Source organism: Peribacillus sp. B65, from assembly GCF_058513295.1.
On record NZ_CP195840.1, the window covers coordinates 5,017,320 to 5,035,063 of the forward strand.

At 36.8% G+C, this 17,744-nt stretch carries 12 protein-coding genes; 11 read left to right on the forward strand and 1 reads right to left on the reverse strand.

Annotated elements, in window-relative coordinates; all coding sequences use genetic code 11:
• Positions 1-714: 714 nt before the first annotated feature.
• From ACSR9O_RS24490 to ACSR9O_RS24500, 3 genes are read left to right on the forward strand one after another with little or no spacing between them, the layout of a single operon-like run.
• Positions 715-2,250, forward strand: coding sequence for a spore germination protein (locus ACSR9O_RS24490; RefSeq protein ID WP_491725257.1), 1,536 nt, complete (start codon positions 715-717; stop codon positions 2,248-2,250).
• A gap of 28 nt (positions 2,251-2,278) precedes the next feature.
• On the forward strand, positions 2,279-3,358 hold the full coding sequence (locus ACSR9O_RS24495) for a Ger(x)C family spore germination protein (protein WP_230175738.1): 1,080 nt from the start codon (positions 2,279-2,281) through the stop codon (positions 3,356-3,358).
• 26 nt (positions 3,359-3,384) lie between these two features.
• On the forward strand, positions 3,385-4,473 hold the full coding sequence (locus ACSR9O_RS24500; RefSeq protein ID WP_098371984.1) for a GerAB/ArcD/ProY family transporter: 1,089 nt from the start codon (positions 3,385-3,387) through the stop codon (positions 4,471-4,473).
• Between the two features lie 1,100 nt (positions 4,474-5,573).
• On the opposite strand, the gene ACSR9O_RS24505 is transcribed toward ACSR9O_RS24500, so the two are convergent.
• On the reverse strand, positions 5,574-6,395 hold the full coding sequence (locus ACSR9O_RS24505) for an STAS domain-containing protein (protein WP_260357863.1): 822 nt from the start codon (positions 6,393-6,395) through the stop codon (positions 5,574-5,576).
• A 1,033-nt stretch (positions 6,396-7,428) separates the two neighbouring features.
• Between ACSR9O_RS24505 and ACSR9O_RS24510 the strand changes: the two genes are divergently transcribed.
• From ACSR9O_RS24510 to ACSR9O_RS24545, 8 genes are all read left to right on the forward strand, one after another.
• Complete coding sequence (locus tag ACSR9O_RS24510) at positions 7,429-8,694, forward strand: benzoate/H(+) symporter BenE family transporter (protein ID WP_095394981.1); 1,266 nt, start codon at positions 7,429-7,431, stop codon at positions 8,692-8,694.
• A 780-nt stretch (positions 8,695-9,474) separates the two neighbouring features.
• On the forward strand, positions 9,475-9,933 hold the full coding sequence (locus ACSR9O_RS24515) for an SRPBCC family protein (protein WP_230175739.1): 459 nt from the start codon (positions 9,475-9,477) through the stop codon (positions 9,931-9,933).
• 41 nt (positions 9,934-9,974) lie between these two features.
• Positions 9,975-11,543, forward strand: coding sequence for a class I adenylate-forming enzyme family protein (locus ACSR9O_RS24520; protein ID WP_260357861.1), 1,569 nt, complete (start codon positions 9,975-9,977; stop codon positions 11,541-11,543).
• Between the two features lie 31 nt (positions 11,544-11,574).
• Positions 11,575-12,366: an enoyl-CoA hydratase/isomerase family protein gene (locus ACSR9O_RS24525; protein WP_101225186.1), complete on the forward strand. Its 792-nt coding sequence runs from the start codon at positions 11,575-11,577 to the stop codon at positions 12,364-12,366.
• 117 nt (positions 12,367-12,483) lie between these two features.
• Entirely contained in the window at positions 12,484-13,740 is a 1,257-nt protein-coding gene (locus tag ACSR9O_RS24530) for a benzoate/H(+) symporter BenE family transporter (protein ID WP_260357860.1), read from the forward strand.
• A 513-nt stretch (positions 13,741-14,253) separates the two neighbouring features.
• The gene (locus ACSR9O_RS24535; RefSeq protein ID WP_491725258.1) at positions 14,254-14,841 is read left to right on the forward strand and encodes a UbiX family flavin prenyltransferase; all 588 of its coding nucleotides are present in this window, start codon (positions 14,254-14,256) and stop codon (positions 14,839-14,841) included.
• An 82-nt stretch (positions 14,842-14,923) separates the two neighbouring features.
• A complete protein-coding gene (locus ACSR9O_RS24540) occupies positions 14,924-16,258 on the forward strand; it encodes an MFS transporter (RefSeq protein WP_095395881.1) in 1,335 nt (444 codons plus the stop codon).
• 18 nt (positions 16,259-16,276) lie between these two features.
• On the forward strand, positions 16,277-17,734 hold the full coding sequence (locus ACSR9O_RS24545) for an aldehyde dehydrogenase family protein (RefSeq protein WP_491725259.1): 1,458 nt from the start codon (positions 16,277-16,279) through the stop codon (positions 17,732-17,734).
• Positions 17,735-17,744: the final 10 nt, after the last annotated feature.

The following is a 17,744-nucleotide window of genomic DNA, read 5'->3' on the forward strand; positions in this document are numbered from 1 at the left end:
TGATCATCCATAAATTTCATCAGCCTATTATTATGTTTAGATTATTTCCTATATTTGTTTGTATTAAATTTTTTTAAAGGAATTTTTAAGATTTCGAAAGTGACCTCTGAATCTAATTGCAAGTTTATTATTTTTTAAAAGACTTTGAATGTTGTACACTTGAGGTAAATAAAAAGCAAATTTGATCTTCGTATAAAATTTATGACATCCATATTTCCATATTTAATTCAGCTTGAATAGAATGATCAAGAAACTGATATTAAGATTGAAATAGTAGATAATGAGGGCATAAATCAATGAAGTTTAAAAAAAGGTTTGAAAGAAAATGATGATAAACTAATAAGCAAACTATTTGAACAATATGAGGGTTGGGTTAATGTATGGACGGTTTAAATGAGTATCCTGAATTAGGTATAAAATTGAGGGGAGCATTAGAGTTTAAACTCCATTCGATGATTTAAGAGAGCCTTTTGGCTCTTTTTATTTTGAAAAAGTTTTAACTTTGTAAATTTGTGTTGTGCTGTCCTACCCTCGCCCTACAGGGATTATTTCTATTAGGATCATGGTCCTTTGCTTACTCTAAGCTATATTTATTTTATGTAAACTGGAGAGGATAAAATTTTCACTTATTATAAAACGAATTTACATAAATATGGGGATGACTTTACATAATATAGAAGGATATGAATTCCATTGTAATAGGGAGGTGATTAGATGTTCTTCAAAAAACGAAAGATTAGAAATAATAAAGACAAACAGGCCGTGACTGAGAATTCACAAGATTTTGGCCAGCTGTTTGCTAAGGTTAAAAAATCCAGTGATTTTAAACAATTTCCACTTACGGATGAATCGGGACATTTAATCATTTCTTACTACAATACACTGGTCGATCAACAACAACTCCAACAGAAAATTTTAATGATTTTCCGAGAGACCCCTTTTGAACTAGACAGGCTAGAGAAAATTGATGACATAAAGAAAATCATCGCAATAGAAGATATTGTAATAACGGATAATCGGAACGAAGCTGAATCAAAGTTACTTAAAGGGTATGCGATACTTCAAATGAAGGAAAATGATCAAAGGGTTGCTTTAATTCTCTTATCTAATGATAAAGCTGGATTGCGTGAACAAAATAATGTTGAAAATGAGTTTAGTGTGGTGGGGCCACAAATTGGGTTTCTTGAGAATATTGATGTAAATATACATTTATTAAGACAACAAATAAATACAACTGATCTAATTACGAAGGAAGTAAACATTGGTTCTACTTCAAATACTCGAGTTATTATTGCCCATATTGATGGGATTACGAGTGAGCAGCACGTTAATACCATGACCCAACGGCTTCAAGATATTGATTTTGATGTCATTTTTGATACTTCTCAGCTGCATCAATTTATAGAAGATAATTCCCTTACACCGTTTCCTTTGCTTCTGCCAACTGAACGTGTGGATAGGGCGGTTCAAGCTCTTATTAACGGACAAGTAGCTGTTTTAAGTAGTGGGTCGCCATATGTCATTACAGGTCCTTCTACGATCATTGATTATTTTATTTCACCTGAAGATTACTTTCTCCCATGGATTCTTGCATCTTTTTTTCGTTTAATACGGGTATTCAGTGTCCTTTTCTCCATTTTTGGAACATCTATTTATATAGCCGTTATCACTTACCATTACGAGATGATTCCAAACGATTTATTCGGTTCACTTAGTACTTCTCGTTATAATGTCCCGTTTCCGCCGGTATTAGAGGTGATTTTTCTGGAATTCACGATTGAACTATTACGTGAAGCGGGAGTCCGGTTACCTACAAAGGTAGGACAAACATTGGGAATAGTGGGCGGTATTGTTATCGGCCAAGCGTCAGTTGAGGCGTCCCTTACAAGTAATGTCTTACTCATTATAGTCGCGTTATCTGCCTTAGCTTCCTTTACTACCCCAATTTATAAAATGTCGAACACTATACGTTTTTTACGTTTTCCTTTAATTCTCTTCGCATCTATTTGGGGGGGACTAGGTATCGTTATTGGGATTGCGTTTTTAATCATTCACCTTACACGGTTAGAATCTTTAGGAACACCCTATACAGTTCCATTTTATCCTTTTAGGCATGAGGATTTAACGGACAGCCTGATCCGTTCCTCTTATAGTAAAACATCCAAAAGGCCAAATTATTTACGTCCTAAATCAATTTGGAGATACCACCCACATAATCACAAAAAAAAGAAAAGTGATTTTGATGAGTAATCAGGAAAGGATAATAAAGGTGAATTTCATGAAATTATGTTTTCTGTTAACTTTTAGCTTAACTTTCTTTTTATCAGGGTGTGGTATACATGAGAGGATCATTGATGAAGTTCAGATAATTGAAGCTCTAGGATATGATCGGGAAGAAGGCAAAGTTAAAGGAATTGCTATTTATCCTACTTTCGCAGAGCAGGGAAATGTCAAATTGAAGATTTATAAAACGGTGTCTAATTCATATGAAGACATACTCCCGAGAATGAATGCAAAATCAGCCTATCCTATTGAGACAGGAAAATTAGATTTTTTATTGTTTGGCAAGGAATACGCCACACAAGGGATTGAAGATGTTATCACTAATTTTGCCCGAAATCCAAATACAGCGAGTCGAATGCAGTTGGGCATTGCTGAAAACACAGCCGAAGATATACTTCAATCCAGTAAACATGTGAATCTTTCATTCCATTTAAGTGAAAAAATCAATCAAAACATTGAAAGTGGTAATTTGCCAAAAATGAATCTGCACATGTTTTTGAATAATTTTCATCAAGAAGGGAGGGATCAAATTTTACCTTACCTTATCCTAGAGGAAAATCAAATTAAAATTGACGGGTTAGCTTTATTAAAAAACGGGAAGTACATAAATCATATTAATTTAAGACAGTCCTTAATTCTAAAAACATTAATTGATGGGTCTCAAAATGGACAATATAAAACCAAAATCACGCAAAATAAAAAGGAAGGTTTTATTCTCTTGAAAAACCTGGATGCAAAAACTACATATACGGTTGAGAAAAGCGAAGGCATTCCGAGTATATTCATCGATTTAACCATCCATGCAGAGATTGAAAAAGCATCATCCTGGTTTGATTTGAAAAAAAATAAAGATATTGTAAAATTGGAACGAATTTTAAATGAACACTTTAAGGAAGAGGTCCAACGTTTAATTTCACTGGCACAAGGATACAATGTAGATCCCATTGGGTTGGGAGAAAAGGTTAGAGCCAACTCAAGAAATTGGGACTATCAACGGTTTATGGACATATACCCAAAAGTAAAAACCACTGTACACACAAATATTGACATCCTAAATACAGGTATTGAAGAGTAAGTCTGCATGATAAGAGGAGGAGCCACGTGAAATCATTACTAGACGAACGACATTTAGTATCTTCCTTTTACGTTTTCTTTCTGATCTACACGAATATTATTGGCATAGGAATCATGAGTTTTCAACGAGATATAACAAAGGACGCAGGTTATGATGCATGGATTTCCATTATTTTATCAAGTATAAGCATTCATATACTAGTTTGGATGATCTATCGTATTCTTGGAATTGCTAAAAATGATGTCATACATGTTCACAAATTTTGCTTTGGAAAATGGATTGGCGGACTGTTCAACATTTTTGTGATTTTCTACTTTCTTATATTAGCGTTAATTGTTTTCCGTGTTTATATTGAAGTTGTTCAAGTTTGGCTGTTTCCCTTAATGAAGACCTGGCAAATAAGCCTCATTCTTCTAGTCCTCATTTATTACGTTGTATCCGGTGGATTCCGCGTGATTACTGGAATGTGTTTCTGGGGAACTATTATACCTTTTATTATCCTGTTTCCCCTTAATTTTTTTTCGTTGGAATTTGCCAATTTTCACAATTTATTACCCGTCTTTAACCACTCTCTGAAGGAAATCGTATCATCCTCTAAAGCTATGTTGTTTCAGTATGTTGGCTTTGAGACCTTATTCATGTTCTACCCATTCATTAAAAATCCAGACAGATCACAAAAATGGGCCCATTTTGGACTTTTGTTCTCAAGCTTACTTTATCTAATAGTAGCACTCATCACATTTGTTTTCTTTAGTGAAGGACAATTAAACCATACAATATGGCCCACATTAGATCAAATGAAAATTGCGAAATTCCCTCTAATAGAAAGAGTCGAATTTATCGTTGTTTCGATTTGGTTACTTCTCATATTACCCAATATCAGTGTGAAAATATGGGCAGGTTGTCGTGCTATTAAGAAAGTAATAAATGTGAAACAACGTATAAGTCTGTTCATTGTACTGGTCCTATTCTTTATTATAGCTAATGTGCTCAAAGAGAGGAGTCAAATAGAGCGATTGAATGAAATGTATTCAAACATTGCTTTTTACTTTGTGTATTTATATATCCCTTTTCTCTTTTTGTACATTCATATTAAGCATAAAATAACTAAGTAGGATAGAAAGCTTCTAGAAACTTATAATACAAACTGGGCAGATCGTTTTGTAAGGATTCAACAGAAAAGGTCTGCAGTTACATTTGAGAAGGTGAACCATTCCAAATCACAGAAATTACAATGGATAATCCTAAACTAAGTGAGGTTTTAGTTCGCCTTATTGCGTCGGGGATTTTGTCACACTGATGTTCTAACACAAATCAAGCTTACCATTATATAATTCTCCATTGGTTTTTGTAAATTTAGGTATCATAACGCATTTTGGTGGTTGAAGTTAATTAGGGGGTTTGTAGGAATGGGAGTAAGTAGGGTAGGTGCAATTATATTTGGAATAAGCCGAAGAATCTTAGTTTTAATATTAATTACAGATTTAAATTAGAAAAGAAAATTGAAGAGAACAATTTGATTGATTAATGATGTGTACTTCTTAAACTAAGAGTGCGATACTTCAATAAGAGGTATCGTATTTTCTAATTGAGCTCCCATAAAAATTAAAAAAGCTCAAAATCCAGAAAAAACCACAGCAAAATAGACACAGTAAAAATGCTTTTAAAAAATAGGCTGAGCCTTATGAGTGATCTAATTGAGTTTGGTAAACCGTTAAATAAAAACCTCCAATCATTGCAAATTAAGTAAAGGCTAGCGCGACAATCAAAAAAGGATTAATCTCCCCATGAGTGCTACCCATAAAGGGCGCGACAGTCGGTAGTACACCGTAGTCGTCGGAGTCAGACTAACGGATGGGCTCAAAGGCACCATAGTTCAACGACGTTCTTCGCCAGCCATTAAAACATTATCGACACAGAGACCAATTTTCATTCTCTGTGGTGAAACGCTGATTTTTGCGCTTCATAGATGGTAACGGGTGCGTTAGCTGAAAACAGGAGCTGTTTTTAAGGCAGTACATTCTTTGTATACCGGGCATTTTGGTTGAAGAAAAAAATGAATTAATTAGTGTTGAATTAAATACTAAATACCCTAATTATAGCTTATACCAAGGCGTAACTGCCGGGCAGGAACAAATATTTAGACAGTTGGTCAGAATATATTGAATAAGAAAAAAGAGTCGGCAAAGCGACTCTCCTCTAAAATTCTCCGTGTTTAACTTAATAAGAATTTATTCAATGCTTGTTGTAAAGTTCCTAATGTTTGTGCTTTTTCATTTAATCTTATTCCTAAGTTTATCATACTTCTAACCACTTCAGCTCTTAACCCGGTAATCACAGTGGTACATCCCATTAATGAAGTGCCGTCTATAATCTTCATTAAATGATCAATTACTTCGGCCTCGATTTCCATAATTCCAGATAAGTCCATAATCAATGTTTGAATACGTAATTTTCCAATCTCCATTAAAACTTTTTCCTCGAGGATATTCGTTCGGTAAAGATCAACCGCACCAATAAGAGGCAAAATACATATAGTGGGTGTTATTGGGATTATGGGCACCGAAAGATTTTCAACCAATTCTTTTTGAGCCATTATCAACGAATCTTTGTATTGAGAATATGTGATAAAAAAAACATTTAAAAATCTGTCTACCTGATTATTAACTTGTTTTTCTACCGAAAAAAATTCTTCAGTAATAACCTTATTATTTACCTTGTTATATTCTTGTAGGAACCTCCACAAGGTTCTTCGAATTGCTTGCACCCACTCTAATTTGAAAGTTAATGGAATTGCGTGTGTCGCCCAAGCTATACCTTCTTGTGTAGCAAATGATTGAAGCTCCTGTTCTTTAGCCTCAATAATGTATTGAATCAGCCTATGGGCATTATTTACCAGGTCAATATTACCGACCGTTAAAATTTCTTCAATTTTTTCTTTTACATTAGATGCTTCGTTTAATAATGAATTTTCAAAATCCGTTTTATTTTCTTGGATGAATTCCAGTAATTTATATGTATCTAGTGACTCCTTCATAATATAATCCCCCTATTTTTTATATACCAAAACTTTAATTACCCTGTAATTATAATTACTAAACCCGTTTACACTTTAAGCTTCTACTTTAAAGGGAAAATGGATGTATAATTCATCTTGTTAAGATTGTTACTTAAACTAACGGGCGTTAGCTGAAGATCAGAGCTGTCTTTAAGGCAGCTTTTTCTTTTTTGAACTATCGGGGCAGCATTACTGTATTAACTGAAATACTAAAAAGATTGAGAAGAAATCTACTTAAACTAACGTGTGCGTTCGTATTATAAGGTCGACCAGTAAAAATGATGTGAACCCAAAAAGTTAGATACTTTATTTACTTAAGCAGCCTTGAGGGCATGAACCCGGTAATCTACCGGGCTCATGCCTTTTAATTTTATCTTGATTCGTTGCATAAGGGTCGTACTACAATGGTATGGGATATCAAAATGGTAGACGAAGAAAAAAAGCTAATATGTAATTACGTCCGCTGAGTACCATTTTATAATGCCTTTAGATATACATGTAACTGGTATTTACTTAATAATTTATAACTCAATAATTCAAGAAGTTGTCTATTAATACTATGATAAGAAGCTTTGTAATAGGAAAAACCTTTATTACTAGAGTTTGCTCTGATCAAAGCGAGAAGTATGTTTTTCACGTACTGTCAGTAATAGCGTACTAAAGAAGAGGAAAGTTTGTTTGACAGATTTATTTTGAAATAAGAAAAGTAAGATTTTAAAAGACTGATATATATTAATTGATTATTCTGTTATTAGGGAAAGTTAACTCTACTTCAAATATCTTTATAAGATTCTCCTTACCTTTATTTGTAAACGCTTTCTTTGGGGGATTTGATTCATAAAATAGGAGGGATGACAACGTGGACGATAAAAGGAAAACGTAAATCTCTGGCCATTATCTCGTTAGCTAATACCAAAAGTAATAGTATTCCGTTTTAGATTCCGTCCTAGGAGTTGGCCAGAGACAGAATCTTTTTCTATCCAATGAGATGATAAAAAAGGAGGTTTCCAAAATGAGTATCGAAAGAGGTACAGACGTGAGGAAAAACATTATGGATTTTTTTGGTAATTTAACTCCCGCTGCTCTTGGAACTGGTTTGGTTGCTGCATTGTTTAGCATTATGGGGCCAGGTTTAATTGTAATGAATTCAGCTAAAGAAGGTAATCTTTCTGTTGAGCAGGCAATTTCTTGGTTGTTTATTATTTATACGGCGGGAGGTATATTTACGATTATCTTGTCACTCCGCTATCGCATACCTATTGTGGTGGCCTATAGCATACCTGGTGCAATATTAATAGGTAATGCCTTAAAGCATATACCCTTTAATGAGGCAATTGGTGCATCTATTGTTGCTGGAATAGTAGTTACAATTCTTGGATTGTCAGGGGTAATCAAGAAGGTAATAGAATTAATTCCTCTTCCGGTTATGCTTGGAATGATTGCTGGTGTCCTTCTATCTTTTGGTATCAAAGCAATACAGGCTGTGGTAGAGGCACCAGCAGTTGCAGGGAGTTCTTTTGCAGTCTTCTTCCTCTTAATGGCGATGAAAAAATTCTCAAGAAAATTCCCGCCTATTCTAGGAGCAATAATAATAGGAGGGATAATCGCAACAGCCCTTGGGCAAACGAACTGGGGGGCGATACAACCTTCATTTGCTCATCCTATATTTGTAGTACCTCATTTTAGTATTCAAGCTACATTAGAACTAACGTTGCCCTTAATTATATTGATAATTGGTGTTCAGAATATGCAGGCTGTCGGGGTGCTATTTGCTACAGGATATAAACCTCCTATCAATGCTATGTTTACCATTCCAGGTATTGGTACAATCGTTAACTCTCTTTTTGGAGGACACCCAACTGTTATAGCTGGACCAAGTACTGCAATGGTTTCTAGCGATGCAGCAGGTGAGGATAAAAATTTGAGATATGTAGCGGCAACTTTTGATGGATTACTTTGGATATGTTTTGGTTTAGTAGCCGGGATGGTTATTGCGGTTTCGACGGTGGTTCCTGGTCAATTGCTTTCTGTGCTCGGTGGTCTTGCTATTTTTAACGTGTTTATAAGTACATTTGCCGGGGCTTTCAACGGGAAATTTAAAAATGGAGCCATGGTAGCATTTCTTATAGCCATTTCTAATGTAACAGTATTTACTGTTGGTGCCGCTTTCTGGGCTCTATTGGTAGGATTTGTCGTTTCATTATTACTTGATCGAGAGGACTACAGCAAAGCAAAAAGTAAAATGGATTCAAAAAAAGATGGAGCAAAGATTGCATAGTAATATAAAGGGTTTGGGATTTATGAAGCTCCCCTTTGGACTATATCCCTTATAAGGGACAAATTAAAAAGGGGTACTCTATAAGAATATGGATCATGGTATTTGAACTGGAGTCTTTTCTTTAATTTCCATTGGTTTCTCTCAAATAATAATCGTATCTAAATGGTCTGCCTTTGTTGTATTTCATTAAGTTCTCACGTGACTTATGATCCATTACATCTTTAAGATGACAAAATAATTACTATTTGAATTATCCTAATATTCTTTTTTGAGACATTGATTCTGTTACCTTTAGTTTTTTTAAAAGAGGAGGATGTAATGGAAGCCAATGGAGAAATAGAAAATGACATTAGGGTGAAATTGTTATACTAAGCGTCTTTCCATTTACACAATGTGTAGAAAAAATAGAATTACCTAATAGATGACCATATTAATTTATCAGTCAACATATTTGAAGGTATGGGAACATATTGGCATAGTAAAAAACTTTGGCGTAAATGGTATTCTCCAAGTTTATATTAAGTTAAAAAAAATTAAAAGCCTGTGCGCAATTTCAGAAGGGGAATATTGAATATTCGAAATAATAAGAAATATTTTAAGTGATTTAAACAAGATTTTGAAAATGGAAAGTAAGTTTATAGATTATTATGCTAGTAATGGAAGGTGAAATCACAATTAAAACAATCCATATTATTAATGCAATACTTTTTTTTCATTTATTATTTATCATTTGAAACCGCTTTCTTGAAAACGTTGTTAAAGATAGGATAGGAGGAGTTTATGATGGAAGGTAAAGGGAGTTTGAATTTGCCAGCAGGAATTGAACAGTCTTGGGATGTGTTATTAGATTCAGAGGTGCTTAAGAGATGCATCATGGGGTGCAAAAAATTGGAGTTAGTTGAAGAAAATAAATATGAAGCTGATATATCAATGGGTGTTGCATCAGTGAAAGGTGATTATTCTACAACAATTGAATTAGCGAATATTAATAAACCGATATCTTATCAAATGATCGTTAAAGGTGAGGGAGGACCTGGAAGCATAGAAGCCGTCGCAGATATTACTCTTGAATCAGTAGATGAAAACAACACTGTTCTCTCTTACAGCTTTGAAGCAGAAGTGGGAGGAAAAGTTGCGATGGTCGGTCAACGAATGCTAGGAGGCGTATCTAAACTGGTTATTAAAGACTTCTTCAAAAAATTTGGGAAAGAATTAAAAAAGGCTGAAGTTACCAATTAAATAAGTAATGAACCTTCAAGGGGAGAAAGGAGAGATTTTTTATGAATTTAGGTACATTATTGGATTTTGCGGTGGAACGCTATCCAAATCAAATCGCTCTAGTACAAGGCCTGAAATCTTATACTTATGCCCAATTACAAAAGGAAGTAGAAAAAGTTGCTGCCTCTCTGCAACGTTTAGGCATTCAAAAACAGGATCGTGTTGTTGTCATCTTAAAGAACAGACAGGAAAATGTTATGGTTTACTGGGCAATACAACAGATTGGTGCAATCTATACTCCAATAAACCACCGCTTATCCGCCAAAGAGGTCGAATATTGTGTAAACGATTCTGAAGCGAAGGCTATCATCTTTGAATCAACCAGTCAAAGTGCTGTGTCAGGTGCGAACTTTCTCGAAAGACCAATCTTGATTGGTGTTGAAAATTATAATGGTGTGGATATTTCTTATCCGGAACTAGTAAACAGAAGCCCAGGAAGCTATCAAAGGCCAATTCTAGATGAGAATGATATATCGATAATGCTATACACATCCGGTACAACAGGACGTCCAAAGGGAGTACCACGAACGCATAGGAATGAATATGCCTCGGCTATGGCACATATCATCCAAAACCAGTACCAGTTGTGGGAAAGTACATTAGGAGTTATGCCACTTTATCATACAATGGGTGTTCGTTCGTTGCTCTCTATGACTTTTTTAAATGGAAAGTTTGCTCTTTTATCAAACTTAGACTTTGATGCTGGTGAGGCGCTTGAAATTGTAGAAAGAGAAAAAATTTCATCCCTTTATTTAGTTCCGACGCTTTTTCATGATATGTTATCATACCCGGATTTTGGCAGGTATAACCTTACCAAGCTTGAAAAAATCGGGTATGCTGGTGCCGCAATGACTACTACATTAGTAAATCAATGTGTGAAGTTACTTAAACCAAAACTGTTTGTAAATCATTACGGCAGTACGGAGGTATATACGTTTACCATCTGCCCTGATGTACATGAAAAGCCAGGCAGTGCAGGTAAACCGGGGATTCATCAAAATATTCGCCTGGTAAAAGCAGATCCAGACGGTCATTCTACTCCTGATGATATTGTTGGGAGAGGAGAAGTCGGCGAAATTATTGCGAATCTGAAGTCCGTTGAAGCCTTTAAAGGGTATTGGAATCGCCCGGAGGCGACGGAAAAAACTATTCGAGATGGCTGGTATTTTACAGGAGATATTGGCTTTATTGATAAAGACGGTGACTTATTCGTTGTTGGCCGGGTTGACGATATGATTATCTCTGGGGGAGAAAACATTCATCCATTAGAAGTCGAGGATTGTCTGACTCAACATCCAAAAGTTAGGGAAGCTACCGTAATTGGGGAGCTTGATGAGCGCTGGGGGCAGATTGTTACCGCTTATATTGTAGCTAAAGACCAATCTGTTACAGAGCAAGAACTGGATGAATTTTGCAAGAATCTACCCAGTTTATCAAATTTCAAAAGGCCTCGTAAGTATACGTTTGTAAAAGAGATTCCAAAAAGTCCTGTAGGGAAAATTCTTCGCCGTAAATTGCGCGAGGGTGATATTGATGCACCTCACAATGAAAGTGAAGCTATCAGCCAATAAAAATTTTAAAATAGAAAAGGGGAAATAACAAATGACTATAACAGAGCAAACGTATGACCATATTCGGGTAGAGAAAAATGCAGAAAAACAAACGGCAACAATCGTGTTTGATCGTCCAGAGAAAATGAATTATATCAGTATGCTCGGCAGAGAACAACTGACAGAGATTTTTGATGGTTTGAATCAAGATGATGAAGTGCGTGTCATTATCCTCAAAGGAGCAGGAGATGTATGCTTCAGTGCAGGAGGAAGCATCCCAGAATTTATGGCGACCCATCAAGAAAAGCTTTCCCATTTAGCCGAAAACGTGGCTGCTCCTGAACGCTCTCCAAAACCTGTCATCGCTCAGCTGCAGGGGTATACGTTCGGTGTAGGCCTAGAACTTGCGATGGCCTGTGATTTCAGGATTGCACGGGAAGATACCCTGCTTGCCCTTCCAGAAATGAACCTAGGAATGATTCCTGGGAGTGGAGGTACACAGAGAATTGCAAAGATTGTGGGCTTAACAAGAGCAAAGGACATGATCATGCGTGCCAGAAAAATTCCTGCAAATGAAGCATATCAATGGGGTCTATTAACACAAGTAGTGTCCAAAGGGGACCTTCAACAAACAGTGGATTCGTTAGTTGAGGAGCTTGTTCAATTTTCTCCGCTTGCTCAGCGTGTTGCAAAAGAAGTGTTGAACGCTTCTGAAGAAAGTCCGCTGGGAGTCGGATTGAAAATGGAAGGGAAAGCCTACGGCCTCCTTCGCACAACAGAAGACTTTAAAGAAGGCGTAGATGCGTTCGTCGAAAAGAGAAAACCAGTTTTTACAGGGAAGTAATAAAATGAGAGTCACCGGCAGCCTCTGCCGGTGATTCTCATTTTAGATCAAGAAAAGTCGCTTTAAATCATGTTTGATTCAGGGAAGTTAATAGAACGATAGGGAAGGATTGAAGGTATGCAGCTAAAAAAGGGTTCTGAAAACAAGAAAGGTTTATTAAGTCATTTAAATGTAAGAACGGTTAGTGCAGGAGCGCTGGCAGCAATTTTTGGCTGTACTGGTCCGTCGCTAATTATAATAAACGGAGCATCAAATGGCGAATTAACTCAAACACAAATGATTTCTTGGTTATTTGCCATATATTTTTTTGGTGGGATATTAGGAATATTCATCTCCGTAAGAAATAAGCAGCCGATTGCTGGCGCTTATTCAATTCCAGGTGCAGTACTTGTTGTAGGTTCACTGTCAAACTATTCTTTAAATGAAGCTGCGGGTGCTTATTTGGCAGCAGGTCTCATTGTCTTTATGTTAGGGATAGCAGGGGTTATTGGTAAAGTTATGGACTGGATTCCGGTTCCAATTGTTATGTCGATGGTCGTTGGAACAATGATTAGTTTTGGGACTGAGATGATTGCATCCCTCGAAAAAGCACCAATAATTGCAGGTTCATCCATCCTCGTGTATCTTCTCTCATTCCGTTATATAAAAAAATTTCCACCTATTTTAATATCATTTGCTGTTGCTATCATTTTATCGGTTTGGATGGGAGAATTCCAAGTGAAAGATGTGAGTTCCGTTTTTGTCGTTCCTCAACTAGTGACTCCATCATTCAATATTGACGCGATTATTTCAATGGGCATCCCACTTGCACTTTTAGTAATTGGTGCTGAAAACGCCCAGGCTACAGGTGTGTTAAACACCCAAGGATATAAACCACCGGTTAATGAGATGACGATTTTAAGCGGAATTGGCGGGGTTATTACATCTTTTTTTGGAGGTCATAATGCGAATATTGCGGGGTCAATGACAGCAATCTGCGCATCAAAAGAAGCTGGTCAAATGGAAGGAAGATATGCAGCAGTGGTTGTATGTGGTGTGTTATTTTCTACCTTTGGATTGTTTGCAGGTATAGTCATGCCTTTTGTAGCTGCAATGCCGAAAGTATTAATCAGCACTGTTGCAGGACTGGCTATGATGGGAGTTCTTTTAAGTTCATTACAGGAAGCGTTTTCTAAACCCCAATTCCAATTTGGTTCATTTTTTGCCCTTATCATTGCGATGTCAGGAGTCCATTTTTATGATATAAGCTCTCCATTCTGGGCGATATTGGGTGGTGTTGCTGTTTCTCTAATTATTGAAAAGCCTGATTTTAAAACCATCATTGTTCAACAAAGTAAAAATAGTACAGATTCTAACGTTTCTCAAGGAGTTTGAAATAAATAATAAACATTAATCTCTAATAAAAGCCCTCTCGATTAAGAGAAGGGCTTTTTACATTAAACAATCACAGTTGGATATCCTTTTTACTTCAATTTTGAAAGGTACCGACTCGGAATCAGTACTATATATTACGCAGTTCACAAGGTGTAAAAGGTAAAATTATTGCCCATCTGAACGGGGTCTACGTTTCAGAATGGAGCAAACGTTTTTTTGTTTATTTGAAATTTGCCATCCAGTAAGGTTCGAGCCTTACCCTAGTCTTCAAGAAAAGCGGAACTGCAGGGGTTCCAGTTGTAACGTCATTCGTTCCAGTTGGATGGTTAATGGGTAGGAAAGAGTGAATTTTAAACAGTTTATTAATGGCATGAAACTTGCAAATATAAAAGATGAATATTGAAAGTTGAAAGGGGGGAACTTTGAAAAGCGTGCAGTTAACAAAAGTGGATTGATTACCCGCTTCAAAGTGCATGATCCAAAAAGTCGTTTTCAAATGTAGGAGGAAACAGAGTGAAAAAAATTGTTATAGGTATATCAGGGGCAAGTGGATCCATTTACGGTATTAGATGTCTTGAGACATTAAACAAACTTCAAATTGAAAGTCATGTAATTATTAGTTCCTCTGCTGAAAAAACCATCGAATATGAAACAGAATACTCGGTGGAACAAGTAAAATCACTGTGCAGTTTTGTATATGACTCAAATGATATAGGTGCAAGCATCTCAAGTGGTTCCTTTCATGTTGACGGGATGATCATTGCTCCGTGTTCTATTAAAACTCTATCATCTATCGCAAACAGTTTTAATGATAATTTAATCACTAGAGCTGCTGATGTAACTTTGAAGGAACAAAGGAAGTTGGTTCTAATGGTCCGTGAAACACCATTGCATTTAGGGCATTTGCGGCTAATGCAATCAGCTGCAGAGAATGGTGCGGTAATCCTCCCTCCTGTTCCTAGTTTTTATCATAAGCCAACATCATTAGATGATATTGTTAATCAAAGTGTAGGTAAGGTGTTAGATCAGTTTGGTATTGATGCTCGACTGTTTGAACGGTGGTCGGGACTCAATAAAGATGAAATAATAACCAATCTATAATCATTATTTTTTGGGTATTAATATACTATTTTTCCCGTTTAACATGATTCAGAACATGATATGAAAAAATGGAGGTACTCTAATGTCTAATGTAGTCGCTCATTCTGAACAAGAAAATGTAATCGTTAACAGACGTCAGGTTGTCTCTGCAATGACAGCGTCACTATTAGGGTGGTCTTTCGATCTTTATGATCTTTTTCTTCTACTTTTTGTGGCTCCCACAATTAGTATACTATTTTTCCCTACAACCAGCCCTACGCTTTCTTTAGCTGCTGTTTATGCTTCTTTTGGGGTAACGCTTTTGATGCGGCCTCTTGGGTCGGCAATATTTGGATCTTATGCAGATAAAAACGGGCGAAAGAAAGCCATGATTGTTTCTGTGGTAGGGGTTGGTGTTAGTACAGCTGCCTTTGGTCTTTTGCCTACTGTCCCACAAATTGGTGTGACTGCTGCAATCCTTTTTTTAATTCTACGATTAGTTCAAGGGGTCTTTGTAGGCGGTGTCGTGGCATCTACACATACAATTGGAACAGAATCTGCGTCGCCTAAATGGCGCGGATTGATGTCTGGTCTTATAGGTGGGGGAGGAGCCGGGTTAGGAGCACTATTCGCTTCACTAACGTTTACCATCGTTTCTGCTTTTTTTCCTGGTGAAGCGTTTAATGATTGGGGGTGGCGAGTCATGTTCTTTACAGGGATTTTAGGTGCAGTAGCTGGTCTACTTGTATTTAGAACACTTAACGAGTCTCCGCTTTGGGCACAATTACGTAAAGAGAATGAAGAAAAAGGGCAAGAGGATGTAATACCGCAGTCTCCTATTAAGACCCTATTTACAAAATATTTCCGAGTTATAGCTGTGAATCTAATGATTGTTATTGGTGGTGGTTCAGGTTATTACCTTACAGCTGGTTTTATTCCCACATTTCTAAAAGTAGTTAACAATGTATCTTCAGAAGTTTTATCAGGTGTTCTCATTGTCTCAAGTATTGTCACGATAATTTCGGCTTTACTGTTCGGACAACTTAGTGAAATTATTGGAAGAAAAAAGACCTTTTTAGTTATTGGATGTTTAAATATCGTCGGACTTCCATATTTTTATCTAGCATTAGCCGATGCTGTTACAACGACTTCGATTTATTTGAATACGATGGGTCTGGTGTTTTTAGGAAACGCTGCTTATGCACCTGTGTTAATTTTTCTTAATGAACGCTTTCCTACATCAATACGGTCTACGGGTACAGGACTTTCATGGAATATGGGATTTGCAATTGGCGGTATGATGCCAACTTTCGTAACATTAGCAAGCGGTTCGATTGAAAATATACCGTACACACTTATGTATTTTGTGATTGTAATTTTTCTTGTCTACATTATTGGAAGCCTCATCGTTCCAGAAACAAAAGGCAATCTCAAATAGAAACGGGGGCCGTAAATAGTGATTGCAAAATTAGAGATTACTAGAAATTATATTAATGGCGATTGGCAAGAAGCCAAAACTGGGGAAACGATGACATCCGTAAATCCTGCTACAGGTGAGATTGTTGGAGAGTCACAGAAATCGGGATTAGAAGATATTAAATTGGCAATTAAATTGGCGAAGGCAGCATTTCATACATCCGACTGGCGTTCAAATTCTTCGCGACGTTCTGATGCTTTGATGCAATGGGCTTATAAATTGAAGGAAAATAGAGAAGAAATTGCTAGAATTTTAACCACAGAGAACGGAAAGCCGATAAAGGAGTCTCGTATAGAATTGGACGCCTGTATTGATACGTTAAAATATTTTGCAGGTATGGCTCGAAGTATATTCGGTAGGTCGATAAATCTTTCCACCACGTCATATGGCATCATTGACAAAGAGCCGATTGGAGTAGTAGGGATTATTTCACCTTGGAACTGGCCGGCCATGCTAATGATTCGAGAGGTTGCTCCAGCCCTTGCTGCAGGAAACGCAGTGGTTTTAAAACCGGCAAGTCGGACACCACTTATCAGCACTGCCATTGTCAAATTAATCGAGGAAAATAGCGACTTTCCACCAGGAATTGTGAATATCGTGTCTGGTCCGGGAAAGGTCATTGGAGATGAAATGACTACAAATCCCGATGTTAATGCCATCAGCTTTACAGGTGACACGACTACTGGCAAAAACTTAATGAAAAAAGCAGCAGAAAAGGTGAAGAAACTTGCTCTTGAACTGGGGGGGAAATCTCCTAATATAATATTTCCTGATGCAAACCTAAACAAAGCGATTCAAGCCGTTGCAAAATCAGCCTTTATTACTGCCGGCCAAATGTGTTTTGCTGGATCAAGAGTGATTGTTCATGAGTCGATTCATGAAGAAGTGGTGGAAGGATTGCGTAAACAGGCTGAAAAATTGAAAGTTGGTAACGGGTTAATTGAAACAACCGATATGGGACCTGTCATCTCGGAAGAACAGCTTAATAAAATTTTGGAATATTGCGATATTGGAAGACAAGATGCAAAACTTATTACGGGTGGTAATAGGTTGACCGGTGGAGATTACGATAAAGGGTATTATATTGAGCCAACCATTTTTGATCAGGTGCCAATTGAATCAAGAATAGCACAAGAAGAGATTTTTGGGCCCGTGCTGGCCATACAAGTTTTTAGGGACGAGAAAGAAGCGATCTCACTTGCTAATGGAACAATTTTCGGTTTAGCTGCTGGCGTTTGGACAAAGGATGTCAACAGAGCTGTGAGAATTGCTAAAAAGGTCGAGGCCGGAACGGTTTGGATTAATACCTATAACAAAAATTACCCACAGGCAGAATTTGGGGGTTATAAAGAGAGCGGAATTGGGCGTACAAGGGGAATTGAAGGATTAATGGAATATACCGAAACAAAACATATTAATATTGAAATAGAAGAATAGGGGGGGATCT

What these genes read in the sequence shown, in the direction of transcription:
- ACSR9O_RS24490 (WP_491725257.1), top strand. Translation starts at nt 715, where the DNA reads ATGTTCTTCAAAAAACGAAAGATTAGAAATAATAAAGACAAACAGGCC.
- ACSR9O_RS24495 (WP_230175738.1), top strand. Translation starts at nt 2,279, where the DNA reads ATGAAATTATGTTTTCTGTTAACTTTTAGCTTAACTTTCTTTTTATCA.
- ACSR9O_RS24505 (WP_260357863.1), bottom strand. Translation starts at nt 6,395, where the DNA reads ATGAAGGAGTCACTAGATACATATAAATTACTGGAATTCATCCAAGAA.
- ACSR9O_RS24510 (WP_095394981.1), top strand. Translation starts at nt 7,429, where the DNA reads ATGAGTATCGAAAGAGGTACAGACGTGAGGAAAAACATTATGGATTTT.
- ACSR9O_RS24515 (WP_230175739.1), top strand. Translation starts at nt 9,475, where the DNA reads ATGATGGAAGGTAAAGGGAGTTTGAATTTGCCAGCAGGAATTGAACAG.
- ACSR9O_RS24520 (WP_260357861.1), top strand. Translation starts at nt 9,975, where the DNA reads ATGAATTTAGGTACATTATTGGATTTTGCGGTGGAACGCTATCCAAAT.
- ACSR9O_RS24525 (WP_101225186.1), top strand. Translation starts at nt 11,575, where the DNA reads ATGACTATAACAGAGCAAACGTATGACCATATTCGGGTAGAGAAAAAT.
- ACSR9O_RS24530 (WP_260357860.1), top strand. Translation starts at nt 12,484, where the DNA reads ATGCAGCTAAAAAAGGGTTCTGAAAACAAGAAAGGTTTATTAAGTCAT.
- ACSR9O_RS24540 (WP_095395881.1), top strand. Translation starts at nt 14,924, where the DNA reads ATGTCTAATGTAGTCGCTCATTCTGAACAAGAAAATGTAATCGTTAAC.